Source organism: Pseudomonas sp. p106, assembly GCF_003936645.1.
GTDB classification, from domain to species: domain Bacteria; phylum Pseudomonadota; class Gammaproteobacteria; order Pseudomonadales; family Pseudomonadaceae; genus Aquipseudomonas; species Aquipseudomonas putida_E.
The window spans coordinates 196,597-213,213 of record NZ_RHQR01000004.1 but is presented as its reverse complement, the minus strand read 5'-3'; the positions used below and the strand labels follow the sequence as shown (position 1 = coordinate 213,213).

Annotated in this window: 15 protein-coding genes; 4 read left to right on the top strand and 11 right to left on the bottom strand. The window is 64.7% G+C overall.

All coding sequences use genetic code 11. The features are described 5' to 3' along the window. Positions 1-39 precede the first annotated feature (39 nt). The gene (gene gudD, locus EGJ09_RS07270; protein ID WP_012312599.1) at positions 40-1,395 is read right to left on the bottom strand and encodes a glucarate dehydratase; all 1,356 of its coding nucleotides are present in this window, start codon (positions 1,393-1,395) and stop codon (positions 40-42) included. Between the two features lie 19 nt (positions 1,396-1,414). Beyond that, positions 1,415-2,767, bottom strand: a complete 1,353-nt coding sequence (locus EGJ09_RS07265; RefSeq protein ID WP_046785155.1) for an MFS transporter — start codon at positions 2,765-2,767, stop codon at positions 1,415-1,417. A 261-nt stretch (positions 2,768-3,028) separates the two neighbouring features. Between EGJ09_RS07265 and EGJ09_RS07260 the strand changes: the two genes are divergently transcribed. After that, positions 3,029-3,727 (top strand): FadR/GntR family transcriptional regulator, encoded by a 699-nt coding sequence (locus tag EGJ09_RS07260; protein ID WP_125923524.1) that lies wholly within the window; start codon positions 3,029-3,031, stop codon positions 3,725-3,727. A 9-nt stretch (positions 3,728-3,736) separates the two neighbouring features. Here the strand turns inward: EGJ09_RS07260 and EGJ09_RS07255 are convergent, their stop codons facing one another. The 4 genes from EGJ09_RS07255 to EGJ09_RS07240 form a co-directional block, all read right to left on the bottom strand. Continuing rightward, on the bottom strand, positions 3,737-4,747 hold the full coding sequence (locus EGJ09_RS07255) for an NAD(P)-dependent alcohol dehydrogenase (protein ID WP_125923523.1): 1,011 nt from the start codon (positions 4,745-4,747) through the stop codon (positions 3,737-3,739). 150 nt (positions 4,748-4,897) lie between these two features. After that, positions 4,898-5,488: an HAD family hydrolase gene (locus EGJ09_RS07250; protein ID WP_012312595.1), complete on the bottom strand. Its 591-nt coding sequence runs from the start codon at positions 5,486-5,488 to the stop codon at positions 4,898-4,900. Next, on the bottom strand, positions 5,485-6,354 hold the full coding sequence (gene tesB, locus EGJ09_RS07245) for an acyl-CoA thioesterase II (RefSeq protein WP_012312594.1): 870 nt from the start codon (positions 6,352-6,354) through the stop codon (positions 5,485-5,487). Before tesB ends, EGJ09_RS07250 begins: the two co-directional genes overlap by 4 nt. Positions 6,355-6,445: 91 nt before the next feature. Further along, entirely contained in the window at positions 6,446-7,018 is a 573-nt protein-coding gene (locus EGJ09_RS07240; RefSeq protein ID WP_046785152.1) for a GNAT family N-acetyltransferase, read from the bottom strand. A gap of 113 nt (positions 7,019-7,131) precedes the next feature. Here EGJ09_RS07240 and EGJ09_RS07235 point away from each other — a divergent pair, with 113 nt between their 5' ends. Next, positions 7,132-8,046 carry a histone deacetylase gene (locus tag EGJ09_RS07235; protein WP_125923522.1) on the top strand — a complete coding sequence of 305 codons (915 nt, stop codon included), beginning with the start codon at positions 7,132-7,134 and terminating at the stop codon, positions 8,044-8,046. A gap of 149 nt (positions 8,047-8,195) precedes the next feature. Further along, positions 8,196-9,437, top strand: coding sequence for a TIGR03862 family flavoprotein (locus EGJ09_RS07230; protein WP_125923521.1), 1,242 nt, complete (start codon positions 8,196-8,198; stop codon positions 9,435-9,437). Between the two features lie 89 nt (positions 9,438-9,526). On the opposite strand, the gene EGJ09_RS07225 is transcribed toward EGJ09_RS07230, so the two are convergent. The 4 genes from EGJ09_RS07225 to EGJ09_RS07210 form a co-directional block, all read right to left on the bottom strand. Further along, complete coding sequence (locus EGJ09_RS07225) at positions 9,527-10,846, bottom strand: DEAD/DEAH box helicase (protein WP_012312590.1); 1,320 nt, start codon at positions 10,844-10,846, stop codon at positions 9,527-9,529. Positions 10,847-10,901: 55 nt separating this feature from the next. Beyond that, positions 10,902-11,822 carry a drug/metabolite exporter YedA gene (gene yedA / locus EGJ09_RS07220; RefSeq protein WP_125923520.1) on the bottom strand — a complete coding sequence of 307 codons (921 nt, stop codon included), beginning with the start codon at positions 11,820-11,822 and terminating at the stop codon, positions 10,902-10,904. Positions 11,823-11,966: 144 nt separating this feature from the next. Then, on the bottom strand, positions 11,967-12,446 hold the full coding sequence (locus EGJ09_RS07215) for an NYN domain-containing protein (protein ID WP_012312588.1): 480 nt from the start codon (positions 12,444-12,446) through the stop codon (positions 11,967-11,969). A 63-nt stretch (positions 12,447-12,509) separates the two neighbouring features. Beyond that, a complete protein-coding gene (locus EGJ09_RS07210; protein ID WP_125923519.1) occupies positions 12,510-13,262 on the bottom strand; it encodes a DUF2076 domain-containing protein in 753 nt (250 codons plus the stop codon). A gap of 153 nt (positions 13,263-13,415) precedes the next feature. Between EGJ09_RS07210 and EGJ09_RS07205 the strand changes: the two genes are divergently transcribed. After that, positions 13,416-14,072 (top strand): YciC family protein, encoded by a 657-nt coding sequence (locus tag EGJ09_RS07205; RefSeq protein WP_125923518.1) that lies wholly within the window; start codon positions 13,416-13,418, stop codon positions 14,070-14,072. Positions 14,073-14,084: 12 nt separating this feature from the next. On the opposite strand, the gene hrpB is transcribed toward EGJ09_RS07205, so the two are convergent. Next, entirely contained in the window at positions 14,085-16,613 is a 2,529-nt protein-coding gene (hrpB, locus tag EGJ09_RS07200) for an ATP-dependent helicase HrpB (RefSeq protein WP_125923517.1), read from the bottom strand. Positions 16,614-16,617 lie beyond the last annotated feature (4 nt).

The window sequence follows — 16,617 nt, the reverse complement described above, 5'->3', positions numbered from 1 at the left end:
AGAGCAGCGGGGTACCTGTGGGCCGGCTTGCCACGGGCTTCAACGCACCAGGCAAGGCCGCTTGTTATCGAACGTCCAGCCGGGGATCAGGAACTGCATCGCCACACCGTCATCCCGCGCTCCCAGCCCCATGCTGCGGTAGCACTCATGGGCCTTGGCCAGTTGGTCTTCATCCAGCTCCACCCCTAGCCCTGGGCGCTCTGGCACGCGCACATGGCCGTCGACGATGCGCAGCGGCTCGCGGGTAAGGCGCTGGCCGTCCTGCCAGATCCAGTGGGTGTCGATCGCCGTGATCTCACCCGGCGCCGCCGCGGCCACCTGGGTGAACATCGCCAACGAAATATCGAAGTGGTTGTTCGAATGCGAACCCCAGGTCAGGCCCCAGTCGTTGCACATCTGCGCCACCCGTACCGAGCCCTGCAAGGTCCAGAAGTGTGGGTCGGCCAAGGGGATGTCCACCGATTGCAACTGGATCGCATGGCCCATCTGGCGCCAGTCGGTGGCGATCATGTTGGTGGCGGTGGGCAAGCCGGTGGCACGGCGGAACTCGGCCATCACCTCACGGCCCGAATAGCCGTTTTCGGCACCGCACGGGTCTTCGGCGTAGGCCAGCACGTGGTGCTTGTCACGGCACAGGGCAATGGCCTCTTGCAATGACCAGGCGCCATTGGGGTCTAGCGTGATACGCGCTTCGGGGAAGCGCTCGGCCAGCGCCGTCACCGCCTCCATCTCCTCTTCGCCACGCAGCACGCCGCCCTTGAGCTTGAAGTCGCTGAAGCCATAGCGCTGCTTGGCGGCTTCAGCCAGGCGCACCACGGCCTCAGGGGTCAGTGCCTTCTCGTGACGCAGGCGGAACCAGTCATCATCGGCATCGGCCTCATTGCGGTAAGCCAGGTCAGTCTGCTGGCGGTCACCGATATAGAACAGGTAGCCGAGCATTTTCACCGCGTCGCGCTGCTGGCCTTCGCCGAGCAGCGCGGCCATGGGCACATTGAGGTGCTGGCCGAGCAAGTCGAGCAGCGCCGACTCGATGGCCGTCACCGCATGCACGGTAATGCGCAGGTCGAAGGTCTGCAGGCCACGCCCGCCGGCATCGCGGTTGGCGAAGGTCTGGCGCATGGCATTGAGCACACGCTGGTAGTGGCCGATCGGCTGGCCGACCACCAGGCTGCGGGCATCTTCCAGGGTCTGGCGGATCTTCTCGCCGCCGGGCACTTCGCCCAGGCCCGTGTTGCCGGCGCTGTCACGCAGCACCACAACGTTACGGGTGAAGAACGGGCCATGGGCGCCACTGAGGTTGAGCAGCATGCTGTCATGGCCGGCTACCGGGATCACGCGCAGGTCGGTGACCACGGGGGTGCTGGTGTGGAGTGCGGGAGTCGTCTGCATGTTCATGGTTGTTGTCTCGCAGTCATCAGTGGGTCTGGCCCAAGGCCGAAGGGGCCTTGAGGTCATTGGAGGGGACGCCCTTTGGGCGAGTGCGCACGAAGAACACCGCAATGGCCGCCAGCACCGAGGTCACGGCCAGGCCGTACAGGCCACCCTGGATCGACCCGGTCTGCTGCTCGAGCAGGCCGAAGGTGGTGGGCGCGACGAAGCCGCCCAGGTTGCCCACCGAGTTGATCAGGGCGATCACCGCCGCAGCGATACGCGCGTCCAGATAGCCTTGGGGGATCGGCCAGAACAGTGACGAAGCCGACTTGAAACCGATGGCGGCAAAGCACACCGCGACAAAGGCGAACACCGGCCCGCCCGTGGTCGACATGAACATGCCGATGGCCGCGATCACCAGGGCAGCAGCCACCCAGGCCTGCTGGAACTTCCAGCGTGAGGAGCCAGCGGCGAAGGCATACATGGCCAGAATCGAGATCAGCCACGGGATGGAGTTGAAGAAGCCGACCTGCAGGTCGCTCAGGTCACCCATGCGTTTGATGATGCTGGGCAACCAGAAGGTCGCAGCGTAGATGGTCAGCTGGATGCAGAAGTAGATCAGGCAGAACAGCACGATCTGGCGGTCCTTGAGCAGGCTCCAGGAAGATACCTTGACGGCGCCGGTGGCTTCGCGCTCACGTTGCTCGCGGTCGATGGTATCGACCAACGCGTCCTGCTCGGCCTTGCTCAGCCACTTCGCGTCGTGCGGTTTGGAGTCGAGCCAGAAGAACACGAAGAAGCACAGCGTGACCGAGGCCATGCCCTCGATGAACAACATCCACTGCCAGCCATGCATGCCCAGGCCCTGGATCTGCATCAGCGCGCCGGCCAGGGGGCCGGAGATCAGCGAGGCCAGCGCCGAGCCGCTGAGGAAGATGGCAATCGCCTTGCCGCGTTCGGCACCTGGCAGCCAGCGGGTGAAGTAGTAGATCACCCCAGGGAAGAAGCCGGCCTCGGCAACACCGAGCAAAAAGCGCAGCACGTAGAACTGGGTTTCGTTCTGCACGAAGGCCATGGCCGTGGCCACCAGCCCCCAGGTGAACATGATGCGGGTCAGCCACAGGCGGGCGCCGACGCGCTGCAACAGCATGTTCGAGGGCACTTCGAACAGCGCATAGCCGATGAAGAACAACCCGGCACCAAAGCCATAGGCCGCAGCGCTGATACCCAGGTCGCTTTCCAGGTGTGGCCGGACGAAGCCGATGTTGACGCGGTCGAGGTAGTTGACGATGAACATGATCACGAACAGCGGCAGGACGTGGCGCTTGACCTTGGCCACGGCGCTGGCCAGCACGTCGCCGCCGTTACGGGCAGACGGATCGAGGGTGTCGTTCACTTGTGTATCTCCCACTAATTGTTTTTGTGCGGGTCGAGGTGGTCTGACATGACAGTGGGCAGAGCATATGCGCGGCGAAGTTGTACGACAAGATGGCGATTGTCGTTAAAAACACAAAATACAAGCTTATAGATCGTATAAAAGCGGCGATAAAGCTAATAAGTTCACTTTTCAGGTTGCCCGGCGCTGCGAAAAAACAGGCAGAAAATATTTTTATCGGCTAACTTGTCGTACAAGCTAACTCGCCAACCGGAGCGGCCCATGCCCCAGCAGTCCCGCAAAACAGGCCACAGCCGTGCCCACGACCTGGTCTCCAGCCTGACCCAGCAGATCCTGCTGGGCACCATCAAGCCGGGCGACAAACTGCCGTCGGAAAACACCCTGGTGCGCGAGCACGGTGTCAGCCGCACCGTGGTGCGTGAAGCCCTGTCGAAGCTGCAGGCCTCCGGCCTGGTAGAACCGCGCCACGGGATTGGTACCTTCGTGATGGCGCGCCCGGCGCAGGCCGGGTTACGGGTGGGAGTGGAGAATGCCGCAAGCGTGCGCGACCTGCTGGAACTGCGCATCGGCCTCGAGGGCCAGGCAGCCGCCCTCGCCGCCGTGCGCCGCAACGAACACCACCTGGCACGCATGCGCCAGGCGCTGGACGATTATCAGGACCTCGCCGCCGCCGGTGACAGCTGCATCGAAGCGGACCGCCGCTTTCACCTGCTGATCGCCGAGGCCACCGGCAACCTGTACTTCAGCGAGATGATGGCGCAGCTGGGCAATGGCCTGATTCCACGCAACCGCATGGCCATCGCCGAACGCGCCGGGGCCAACCTGGCCCGGCATGCCTACCTGGCCAACCTGGAGCATGAGGCGATTCTCAACGCCATTGGCCGGCAGGACCCGGATGCGGCGCGGGCGGCGATCTGCCTGCATCTGTCCAACAGCCGGGACCGCTTGTTGCCGGACTGAGGCTGGCGATTACCAGGTCAGGCAGATCTTGCCGAAATGCCGGTTGCTCTCCTGGTAGCGGAACGCTTCGACGATCTGCTCCAGCTCAAAATGCTTGTCCACCACAGGCAGCAAGCCGTTGGCGTCGATCGCCCGGACCATCGCCTGCTGCTGCGCGCGGCTACCCACCAGCACACCCTGCAGACGGATCTGCCGAACCAGCGCCTGAACCAGCGGCAACTGCCCGGCGACACCGGTAAGGATGCCGATCAATGACACATGGCCACCGATCCGTGCGGCAATCATCGACTGCTCCAGCGTCGCCGGCCCGCCTACCTCGATCACATGATCGACGCCACGGTTGCCGGTGAGCTCACGCACCTTCTCGCCCCAGGCCGGGGTGCTCTTGTAGTTGATCAGGTGGTCGGCGCCCAGGGCCTTGAGGCGTTCGAGCTTGGCATCGCTGGACGAGGTGGCGATTACCGTGGCGCCTGCCAGCTTGGCGAACTGCAGGGCGAAGATCGACACGCCGCCGGTGCCCTGCACCAGTACGGTGTCACCGGGCTTGAGGTAATCGTCGCTCATCAGCGCACGCCAGGCCGTGAGGCCGGCGGTCGTCAGGGTGGCGGCTTCGGCGTGGCTGTAGCCCTTGGGCGCCAAGGTGAAGGAGGTGGCGCGGGCGGTGACCTGTTCACGCGCGTAGCCGTCGATGCCATCGCCCGGCACGCTGGCGAAGCCTTCGACCAGTGCCTGGCCATCGAGCCAGTCCGGGAAGAAGGTGCTGACCACGCTGTCGCCTACCTTGAACTCACTGACGCCCGCCCCGATCGCAATCACTTCGCCGGCGCCATCGGCCATGGGAATGCGCCGCTCGCTCGGCCCCCACATGCCGCTGACCACGGCAAAGTCGTGGTAGTTGAGGGAGCTGGCGTGCAGGCGTACGGTGATCTCGCCGGGCTTGGGCGCAGCAGCCTCGCAGGTGCCGACTTCGACCTTGTCGTAGCCGCCGCCGGGTTGCACGTAGATGGCTTTATGGGTCATGGCTGGTTCTCCATTTGGGGAAAAGACTGGGGGTGAGCATAGACAGTAACGGCCCTATCGCCGGCAAGCTGGCTCCCACAGGTGCTCGGGCAGCCTTCAGCAGCGGTGATCAACTTGCCGGCGGCAGGGCAAGCGCAGGCGACCGAAAACTCAGCCCAGCAACGCCCGCAAAGCCCGGCAGTCCACCGCATGCCAGTCCACCAGTTCCGGCCACGGGTTATCCGGCAGGTTCACCAGCACTGTGCGCGCCCCGGCCGCTCGGCCGCAATCCAGGTCGAAGCGGTAGTCACCCACCATCACCAGTTCGCTCGGTGCCACACCCCAGGCACTGGCGATCTTCAGCAGGCCATCGGGGTTGGGCTTGGGCGCCGCCTCGTCACGACCGAGCACGTGCTCGACGGCAAAGCAATCCGCCAGGCCGATCGCCTCCAGCGTGACATGCGCCAGCTCACGCGCATTACGGGTAAGGATGCCCAACCGGCAGCCACGCCCGGCCAGCTCCCGCACCAGCTCCACAGCACCGGTAGCTGCAGTCGAGGCAACCGCCAGGTCGCGCTCGTGCTCCAGCAGCCACGCATGCTTGGCGGCCGCTTGCGCCGCAGGCAATGCCGCCAGGTGGGTGAGGATGTCGTCCTCGGGCGGAATCTCCAGTGCCTCACGAATGGCGGCAAAATCATGCACTGCCACGGTGAGGGTGCCGTCCATGTCGAACACCCAGTTGCGGATATCGGCCAGGCTCATGCCCAGTCCTTGCGGTGACGGATCAAGCCTTCCTGCGAAGACGACGCCACCAGCTGCCCCGCACGGTTGTAGATACTGCCCCGGCAGAAACCCCGGGCATTGCCGGCCCATGGGCTGTCGGTGGCGTACAGCAGCCACTCATCGGCGCGCAGGTTGCCGTGGAACCACAACGAGTGGTCGAGGCTGGCGATCTGCATGTCGCGCTGCCACACCGATTTGCCATGGGGCAGCAGCGAGGTGGTCAGCAGGCCGAAGTCCGAGGCGTAGGCCAGCAGGTACTTGTGCAGCGCGGGCACGTCCGGCAGGGTGCCGTCGGCGCGGAACCAGGTGTACTTCACCGGGTCGCCGGGCTTGGGGTTGAACGGGTCGCGCTCGGTGACCGGGCGTATCTCGATCGGTTTGGCACACAGCACCTTGTCACGAATGCGCTCAGGCAGGTGGTCGGCCATGGCGCGGGCCAGTTCGACTTCGCTCGGCAGGTTCTCCGGCCCGACCACATCAGGCATCTGCGCCTGGTGTTCGAAACCTTCCTCGTCGTACTGGAACGACGCACTGCAAGTGAAAATGGTCTGGCCCTTCTGGATGGCCGTCACGCGCCGGGTACTGAAGCTGCCGCCATCGCGCACACGGTCGACCGAATAGACCACCGGCAGGCTGGCATCGCCCGGGCGCAGGAAGTAGCCGTGCAGCGAATGCACATGGCGCGCGTCTTCGACCGTCTGGCTGGCCGCCGACAGTGACTGGCCCAGCACCTGGCCACCGTACAGCTGGCGGAAGCCCAGGTCCTGGCTGCGTCCACGGAACAGGTTCTCCTCGATCGATTCGAGGCTCAACAGGTCGACCAGGTCGTCCAACACATGACTCATCGGGGGTTCTCCTAGCAAGGCATCACAGCTCTACGGCGCTTTCATGAAGGCAAATGATACAGGGTTTGTCATCGGCACCGCGCATGACCGCTCATTCAGCGCGCAAGGTCTGCTCCCAGCGGGGCCGGTCGATGCGGTACAGCACGTGGGGCCGCAGCGGGTGCCCGGCGGGCAGGCGCGGGTGCTCGAAACTGCCTTGCAGGTCCTGCTCCATGCCGATGGCCTGCATGACCTTCTGCGACGGCAGGTTGGCCTCGGTAGTGAACGACACCACCTCCTCCAGGCGCAATTGGGCGAAAGCACAACGCAGGCAGGTCCACGCCGCCTCGCTGGCAAAGCCCAGGCCCCAGTGGCGCCGGGCAAGGCGCCAGCCGATTTCCACGGCCGGCGCGAACGGCGCATCGAAGTTGACGTTGAGCAGGCCGGTCATGCCGATGAAGGCGCCGCTGTCCTTGCGCTCCAGGGCCCACAGGCCGAAACCGTATTCGTTGAAATGGCCGCGGATCCTGCCGATCAGTGCCGCCGCCTCCAGCCGCGTCATGGGGGCTGGAAAGTAACGCATCACCTGCGGGTCGGCGCTCATGGCGGCGAACTCGCGCAGGTCGTCGTCATGCCATTGGCGCAAGACCAGGCGGGCGCTTTCCAGTTCAAGGATGGGGGTCATGGGGCGTGCTCCGGTTTTGCCGTGCTACAGGTTCAGCGTAGGCGCGGCGCAGTACTTTTACCCACAACCCAACAACTGGCAAGATCAGCACTGGCCCCGATTGCGAACCCACCATGCCGTTGCCGCTGATCTACCACGATGACTACAGCCCGGAGTTCCCACCCGAGCATCGTTTCCCCATGGACAAGTTCCGCCTGCTGCGCGACCACCTGGTCGAGAGCGGGCTGACCACCGACCAGGCTTTGCTGCGCCCGCAAATCTGCCCCAACGACATCCTCGCCCTGGCCCACGACCGCGACTATATCGAGCGCTACATGCACGGCGAGCTGTCGCGCGAGGACCAGCGCCGCCTGGGCTTGCCCTGGACCGAGGCCTTGGCGCGGCGCACCGTGCGGGCGGTGGGCGGCTCGCTGCTGGCTGCCGAAATGGCGCTGCAGCACGGCCTGGCCTGCCACCTGGCCGGCGGTACCCACCACGCCCACTATGACCACCCAGCCGGTTTCTGCATCTTCAACGACCTGGCCGTGATCAGCCGCTACCTGCTCGAAGCCGGGCGGGTGCACCGGGTGCTGATCTTCGATTGCGACGTGCACCAGGGCGATGGCACCGCGCGCATCCTGCAGGACACCCCGGACGCCATCACCGTATCGTTGCACTGCGAACAGAACTTCCCGGCGCGCAAGGCCCACAGTGACTGGGATATTCCGCTACCGCGGGGCATGGGTGACGCCGCCTACCTGAAGGTGGTGGAAGACGCGCTCAACTACCTGTTGCCGCTGTATCAACCCGACCTGGTGCTGTACGACGCCGGTGTGGACGTACATAAGGACGATGCCCTCGGCTACCTGCAACTGACCGATGCCGGCTTGGCTGCGCGCGACGAGCATGTCATGCGCCACTGCCTGGGGCGGGATATCCCGGTGGTCGGCGTGATCGGCGGCGGCTACAGCAAGGACAGGGAAGCCTTGGCGCGGCGCCACGGCATCCTCCACCACAGCGCGGCGAAGGTCATCAGTTGTTCACAATGACTGTGGAACCGCCTGTGGATAACCTGCTGGAAAGCCGCTACAGCCCTTTACCACCGTGCCCTGCAGCATACTGATCATTTTTTGCTCAGTGCTTGCATGACCCCTGCTGCGTTAGAATGCGCGGTCTTTTCCACAGCCTGCTGACCACCATGTCCGATCTACGCCCCGCATCCCCTCCCCTGGCTGTCGTCATCGGCGCCGGCCCCGCCGGCCTGATGGCCGCCGAAGCCCTGGCCCAGGCGGGCCTGGCAGTGCAGGTGTTCGACGCCATGCCGTCGGTGGGCCGCAAGTTTCTGCTGGCGGGCGTCGGCGGCATGAACATTACCCATTCCGAGCCCTATCCCCAGTTCGTGGCGCGCTATGCCGAACGCGAAAGCGAGATCAACCAGCTGCTCGGCGACTTCGATGCCGATGCCCTGCGCCAGTGGATTCACGGCTTGGGCATCGAAACCTTCGTGGGCACTTCGGGCCGAGTCTTCCCGACCGACATGAAAGCCGCGCCGTTGCTGCGCGCCTGGCTCAAACGCCTGCGCGACAGCGGCGTAGTTATCCACACCCGCCATCGCTGGCTGGGCTGGCACGCCGACGGCGCCTTGCAAATCGCTTATCCACAGGGCGAACTGCAGGTAAAGGCTGATGTTGTCGTGTTGGCCTTGGGTGGCGGCAGTTGGGCCAGGCTGGGCTCCGACGGCGCCTGGCAACCTGTGCTGGCCGAACGGGCTGTGGATATCTCCCCCTTGCAAGCGAGCAACTGCGGGTTTGAAGTCGCAGGCTGGAGTGCGCTGCTCAAGGACAAGTTCGCCGGCGCGCCGCTGAAGAACATCGCCCTGGGCATGCCAGGCACGGCAACGCGCAAAGGTGAGTTCATCCTTACCGCCCAGGGTGTCGAGGGCAGCCTGGTGTATGCCTGGTCTGCACCGTTGCGCGAGGCCATCAACCGAGACGGCCAGGCAACGCTGCTGCTCGACCTGCTGCCGGACAAGCCTGTGGACAAGATTGCCCAGGCCCTGGCCAAGCCGCGTGGTTCGCGGTCGATGGCCAAGCACCTGCACAGCCAGTTGGGCATCGACGGGGCGAAGGCGGGACTGCTGCGTGAACTGACGGATCAGGCGACGTTTGCCGATATGGCCGCGCTAGCACGGGCGATCAAGGCGCTGCCCATCACGCTGGTACGCACCCGGCCGCTGGACGAGGCGATCAGCAGTGCCGGTGGCGTGCGCTTCGAGGGGCTGGATGAGGGGTTGATGCTCAAGGGCATGCCTGGCGTGTTCTGTGCCGGCGAGATGCTCGATTGGGAGGCGCCGACGGGGGGGTATCTGTTGACGGCGTGCTTTGCCAGCGGGTTACGGGCCGGGCGGGCAGCGGCGCAATGGCTGACGCGGTCTGCGTGACAGGATGCGGGGCCGCTTTGCGACCCTTTCGCGACCGCCCGTAGGAACGGCCTTGTGTCGCGAAAGGGCTGCAAAGCAGCCCCAAAACCTCAAGGCTTGCGCTTCTTCGGCCCGGTATTGAAGCTGGGCACTTTGCGCACCGACTTGACCGGAGCCTCGTCGCCACTGTCCATCCAGCGCCCCAGCCCGCGCTTGGCACTGTTCTCTTTCGGCTTCTTGGGCTTTTTCGGCTTCTTGATCACCTGGCCACTGGCATCGGTCATCGGCACCCGGTGATCGGGGATGAAGTCCGGTTCTTCATGGCGCGGCAAGGTCTGGCGAATCAGCGTCTCGATCGTGGCCAACTGCTGCACTTCATCGGCGCACACCAGCGAGATCGCCTCGCCTTTATTGCCGGCACGGCCCGTGCGACCGATACGGTGCACATAATCCTCGGCCACGATCGGCAGGTCGAGGTTGACCACCAACGGCAGGTCGTCGATGTCCAAGCCACGTGCGGCAACGTCGGTGGCGACCAGTACCTGGATCTCACGGGCCTTGAAGCTGTCCAGCGCGCGCTGGCGCGTGGCTTGCGGGCGGTCACCGTGAATGCCATCGGCGTTCACGCCCTCGCCCAGCAGCCGCTCGACCAACTGGTCTACGCCATTGCGAGTCTTGGCAAAAACCAGTACCTGCTTCCAGCGCTGCTTGCGCAGCAGGTGGCAGAACAGGTCGACCTTGCGCTTCTTGTCCACCGGCACCAGCCACTGCTTGACCGTGGTGGCAGCCGCGTTGCGCGGGCTGACCTCGATGCTCAGCGGGTCATTGAGCGCCAGCCCTGCCAGCATGCGGATCTGGTCGGAGAAAGTAGCGGAAAACAGCAGCGTCTGGCGCTTGCGCGGCAGGGCCGCGTATACCGACTGCAGCTCTTCGGCAAAACCCAGGTCGAGCATGCGGTCGGCTTCGTCGAGCACCAGGGTCTGCACCTGGTTGAACTTCACCGCGTTCTGGCGGAACAGGTCGAGCAAGCGCCCCGGGGTGGCCACCAGCAGGTCGACGCCACGACGCAGGCGCATCATTTGCGGGTTGATGCTGACCCCGCCATACACCGCGTAAGTGCTGAGCGGCAGGTTTTCGGCGTATTCGCGCACGTTGTTGTGCACCTGCTCGGCCAATTCGCGGGTCGGTACCAACACCAGCGCACGGATCGAGTTGCTGGCGACCTTTTCCCCTTCCAGGGCAAGGCGCTGCAGCACAGGCAGCGCAAAACCGGCAGTCTTGCCGGTGCCGGTCTGGGCTGCGGCCATCAGGTCGCGGCCGGCCAGCACGGCGGGGATGGCCTGGGCCTGAACCGGGGTCGGGGTGGTGTAGTCCAGCTGCTGCAGGGTACGCAGCAACGGTTCGATCAGGCCGAGTTTGGCGAAATTCATGGCAATACCGTCAGGGGGTTCAGCGAAGGCGGCAAGTTTACCGCAACACCCCGGCCTACTTGCAGGTTTCGCCCTCGAGCGATGCAGTGGGCTGCGCCGGCCTGCGCCACTGCGGCAGGCCGATCAGCACCACGGCACTGATGATCACCGCCATCGCCAGGCATTCCTCTGCGCCGATCTGCTCGCCGGCAAAGACGATACCAAGCAACACTGCAACCGCCGGGTTGACATAGGCGTAGCTGGTGGCCGCCGCCGGGCGCACATGCTTGAGCAGGTACATGTAGGCGCTGAATGCCAGGATAGAGCCGAACAAGACCAGATAAGCCAATGCGCCCCAGCCTGCCGCAGTGGGCATCTGAGTCAGGCGCTCACCCGACAGGGCGCTGCCCAGCAGCAATACCGCACCACCGACCAGCATCTGGGCCGCACTGGCCATGGGGCCTTGGGGTAACGGCAGGCTCTTGCTCCAGACCGACCCGAACGCCCACGCGGCAGCCGCAAACAGGATCAGCGCCGCACCGATGGGGCTGGCCTGCAAGTTAGAGCCGAGGTTGAGCAGGCCGATGCCAACCAGCCCAAGGAAGATGCCCGCCCACTCCAGGCGCGAATTGCGATGGCCGAACAGCAGGCCAAACACCAAGGTAAACAGCGGAACCGTAGCCACCGCCAGCGCAGCGACGCCAGAGGCAACGCCAGCATGCTCTGCAACCGTCACGCCGCCATTGCCGCAACTGAGCAGCAGAAAACCGACGGCCCCTGCTGCACGCCATTGCGGCCAGGTCGGTGCCGGCACCCCGCGCCAGCGCAAAAACCCATAGAGCAGGCCCCCGGCGATAAGGAATCGCACCCCGGCCATCAGCATCGGCGGCCAGGACTCCACACCGATGCGAATGAACAGGTAGGTCGAGCCCCAGACCAGGTACAAGGCCAGAAAGGCACCAATCAGCAATAACGGGAAGCGGCGGGAGGCAGGCATGGCAAAACTCGAAATCCGTTTACGGGGAAATGAGTTTAGGGAGCCTCGCCGCCAAAATTAAGTTACAAAACCGGATTAATTGGGCGGCACAATTTGCGTAATGGCTGGGTATCCGGCGCAATGGCAATCAAGCGCCGCCGAGCCTCAATGCTTCAACAACAGACGCCCTTCGATCGGCACATAGCGGCTGGCCGCTCGGATCAGCGACATGGCGGTCAACCCCGGCACACCGTAGACCACCGCCTCGGCGCCATGACGCTGTATCACCCGCTCCAGCAGCAGGTCGAAATCACCATCGCCCGAAGCCAGTACGACCTGATCGACACGGCTGGCTGCATCGATCACATCCAGGGTTATCCCCACATCCCAGTCACCTTTGGCCGAACCATCGCTGCGCTGGATGAACGGCTTGAGGCGCACATCGAAACCAAGGTTGCGCAGGATCTGCTGGAACTGCTGCTGTTTGCTGTCCCCACGGTCGATGGCATACGCCACGGCCTCGACGATCTCACCCTCGCGGCTGACTTCAGACCACAGCGCGGTGTAGTTGAAGTGACAGCCATGGGCCTGGCGCACGGTGTAGTAGAGGTTCTGCACATCGGCGAACAGTGCGATTTTCTTCACTACATACCCTCGGCTGAAGGGGCGCAACGCGCCCCCGAAAATGCCAGCAGTATGCCAGACCGATCAGACGAAGGTGTCGTCGTCCGAGAAGAAGCCGCCATCATCGCTGCCATAATCGCTGTCAGCGAAACCACCCTGGTCAGCGCCCCAGCCACCATTGTCGGCCACCTGCGGCTGCGCGCCCTCGTCGTTCCAGCCAGCGGTATCACTGGCCGGGGCCGGTTCTTCCTTGATCACCTCGACCACCTCTTCCGGCTGCGAGTGGTGGTTGAACAGGCTGCTGATGCCTTGTGCCAGCAACACACCACCGGCCACACCGGCAGCGGTCTGCATCGCACCACCCAGGAAGCTGCTGGCACCACCCCGAGCCGGCGCGGCGCCGAAACCAGGTTGCGCAGCCTGCGGCTGGGAGAAGCCCGGGGCACTCGGCTCACGCCAACCGCCTGCCGACGCGACCGGCGTGGCAGGCCGCTGGGGCTGCTGTGATGGTTGGGCAGGCTGCGGATTACGCCCACTGGCGCCAAAGATGCTGGAGAGGAAGCCACCACTGCTGGTGCTGCTGGTGCGGGAAGCCTCGACCTGGGCACGAGCCTGTTTGAGCTCTGCTTCCAGTTGCTTGTTCTGTTCGTCCAGGCGCTTGAGCGCAGCCTCCTGTACCAGGATTGCCTGGGCCATGTAGTAAGGCGCCGCCGGCTGCTCGCGCAGGTGTTCCTCGATGCGCGCCTGGGCCTGTGCATCACGCGGCTGGCTGGGGTCTTCGGCTTGTTTGATGCGGCCAAACAGGCCATCGATCAGGGTTTGTTCTTCAGTGTTCATGGGCTACCTCGTGGGAAGCGGGACATCGGACGTGTCAAAGATGGGGCGCGCAGGCGGCGGATTCAATCACTGGCCTGGTGAAACTTTTTTCAGCAATTGACTGCTCTGGGCTAAAGTTAGGCCCCTGCTTTTACTGCCATGCGATGTTGACCGATGAATCCGCTGAGCGTTTTGCGCGACTCCCTCTACTTCTTCCGCCGCCACCTGGCAAACATCATCCCGCTGTGCTTGCCGCTGGTCGTACTCGAAGCCCTGGTAACCCAACTGTTGTACCAGCAGTTGGGCGACCAGGCATCACCGGCCTACAGCATGCTGGTGAGCCTGCTGTTCTACCCGCTTTACAGTGCAGCGCTGATTCTTTACCTCGACACCCGCAGCAACGGCCAGGACATCCCCAAACGCGACCTATTTGCCCGCGCCATGCAGCTATGGCCGCAATTGGCACTGCTGATCATGATCAGTTCGCTGCTGATCATGGCGGGCCTGGCGCTGCTGGTCTTCCCGGGGGTATGGATCATGATCAACCTGGTGTTCGCCGAGTATCTGCTGGTGCTGCGCGGCCTGCCGGTGGTGCAGTCGATGCGCGAAAGCGCACGCATGACCACCGGGCACTTCATGCGCATCATGCTCTGCGTACTTGCCGTGCTCGCACCGATCTGGCTGATTGACGGGCTGCTGCTGATCGCCTTCCCCGAGCCTGCACCCGCCCTGGAGCTGGCCATGGCCAGCCTGCTCGGCTTCCTGCAGTTGTTCAGTACCGTGGTGCTGTATCGCCTGTTCATGCTGCTGGAAAGCAAGAGCGACGCCTGAACTGCCTCCCAGTCAGGTACCGCGCGGTTTGGCCCGCGCGGTGGCCTCCGCCACCAGCGGGTCGTCCGGCCAGTAATGCTTGGGGTATCTACCCTTGAGGTCCTTCTTCACCTCTGCATAAGTGGTGCGCCAGAAGTTGGCCAAGTCCTGCGTCACCTGCACTGGCCGGCGCGCTGGCGACAGCAGGTGCAGCTTGACCTGCTGGCGACCTTGGGCGATGCGCGGCGTGTCAGCCAGGCCGAACAGCTCTTGCAGGCGCACGGCGAGGATCGGCGGGTTTTCACTGTAGTCGAGGCGGATACTGGAGCCCGACGGCACAGCCAGGTGCGCGGGCGCCCATTCGTCCAGGCGCTGGGGCAGCGGCCAGGGCAACAGATTACGCAAGATCGAAGGCAGGTCGAGGGCGGCGAAATGGCTCAGCCGGGACACTTTGCCCAGATAAGGCTGCAGCCAGTGCTCCAGGCTGGCCAGCAGCGCCTCATCGCCCAGGTCGGGCCACTCGCTGTGGCCGTCTTTTTCCAGGTCAAGCTGGCGCAACAGCGCTATTCGCGCCTGCCACTGGCGTAGCTCTGGCGTCCAGCTCAGCAGGTTCAGGCCCTTGCGCCGCACCAGGCCTAGCAGTGCCCTGGCGCGGGCGTCATCATCCAGCCCAGGCAACGGTTCACGGCTGAGTACCAGTTCGCCGACCTTGGTCTGACGCTCGGCACGTAACACCTGCTCGCGCTCGTCCCAGTCGAGAATGTCGACGCGCTCGACCTGTTCGGCCAGCACATCGTCGAGCAGCGCCGGGTCGAATTCGGCAGCCAGGTAAATCCGCTCTTCCCGCTGCCCCTGGCGGCTGCCCAGGTCGGCGATGACCAACCACGGGCATTTCATCAGCGCATCGGCCTCGGCGAACAACGCGGCACGGCCGTTGGCCAGGCGATACTCGGCCCCGCCCTCGCGACGCTGCTGGGCAACCCGGTCGGGATAAGCCAACGCCAGCAGGGCGCCGAGCCAGCGTGGATGCTCGGGATCGGCAACCGCCGCACCGGCCTTGCCGCGCAACAGCCCCCGATACTGGCGGGCCAACTGCCGGGCACGCTGCACACCGCCCTGGCCGCCACGGCTGGCCTTGCTGTCACCGCTGATCAGCGCCAGCCGGTCATGCAGGTCGGCGCCACCTGCGCGCTGGCTGTCGCGCTCGCCCAACAAGGCGGCAACATCGCAAGCCATCGCGGCCAAGCCCAGGTCCTGGCCGCGCAGCAGCAGGTGAGCGATACGCGGGTGAGCCGGAAGCTCGGCCATGGCCTGGCCGTGTTCACTGAGGTTGTCGCGGCTGCCCAGCTTGAAAGCGCCAAGCCGCGCCAGCAGGTCCTGCGCCTGGGAAAATGCCGCCGCTGGAGGCTGGTCCAGCCAACGCAACTGGTCAGGCGCAACACCCCATCGGCCAAGTTGCAGCGCCAGGCCAGCAAGGTCTGCCTGGAGGATTTCGGCACTGCCATGCGCTGCCAGCTGGTCGTGCTGCGCCTCTGACCACAAGCGGTAGCACACGCCCGGCTCCAGGCGCCCGGCACGGCCAGCCCGCTGGGTGGCGCTGGCACGGGAGATGCGTTGGGTGTCCAGGCGCGTCATGCCGCTGCCGGGGTCGAAACGCGGTACCCGGGCAAGGCCGGCATCGATGACCACGCGCACGCCGTCGATGGTCAGGCTGGTCTCGGCGATGTTTGTGGCCAGCACGACCTTGCGCAGGCCCTGGGGCGCCGGATCGATGGCGGCACGCTGGGCATTGAGGTCGAGTTCGCCATGCAAGGGGCACAGCAGAATGTCCGGGCGCTCGGCCAATGATTCCTGCAAACGTTGGTGAACCCTGCGGATCTCAGCCTGGCCTGGGAGGAACACCAGCACACTGCCGGGTTGATCGGCCAAGGCCTGCAGCACGCTGTCCACCACCCGTGGCTCGATGAATTCCCCAGGCTGGAACGGCCGGCCCCAACGAATATCAACCGGGTACATGCGGCCTTCGCTGCTGATCACCGGCGCGTCGTCGAGCAGCCGGGACAGGCGCTCGCCCTCCAGGGTTGCGGACATCAGCAGAATTTTCAGCGGCGGATCGTCGCGCAGCAGTTCCCGGCCATTGAGACTCAGCGCCAGGGCCAGGTCGGCATCCAGGCTGCGCTCGTGAAACTCATCGAAGATCAGCAGCCCTACCCCCTCCAGCGCAGGGTCTGCCTGCAACCGGCGGGTCAGGATACCTTCGGTGACCACTTCGATACGGGTATTGGGCCCGACCTTGCTGTCCAGGCGAATGCGGTAACCCACGGTTTCGCCGACTTTTTCGCCCAGCTCGCTGGCCAGCCGTTCGGCCGCCGCACGCGCCGCCAACCTGCGCGGCTCCAGCATCACGATGGTCTGCCCGGCCAGCCAGGCTTCATTCAACAGTGCCAGCGGTACACGGGTGGTCTTGCCTGCGCCGGGCGGCGCCTCGAGCACCGCTTCGTGACGGTTTTCCAAGGCATGGCGCAAAGCCGGCAGGGCAGCATCGATCGGTAAGGAAATCATGGTG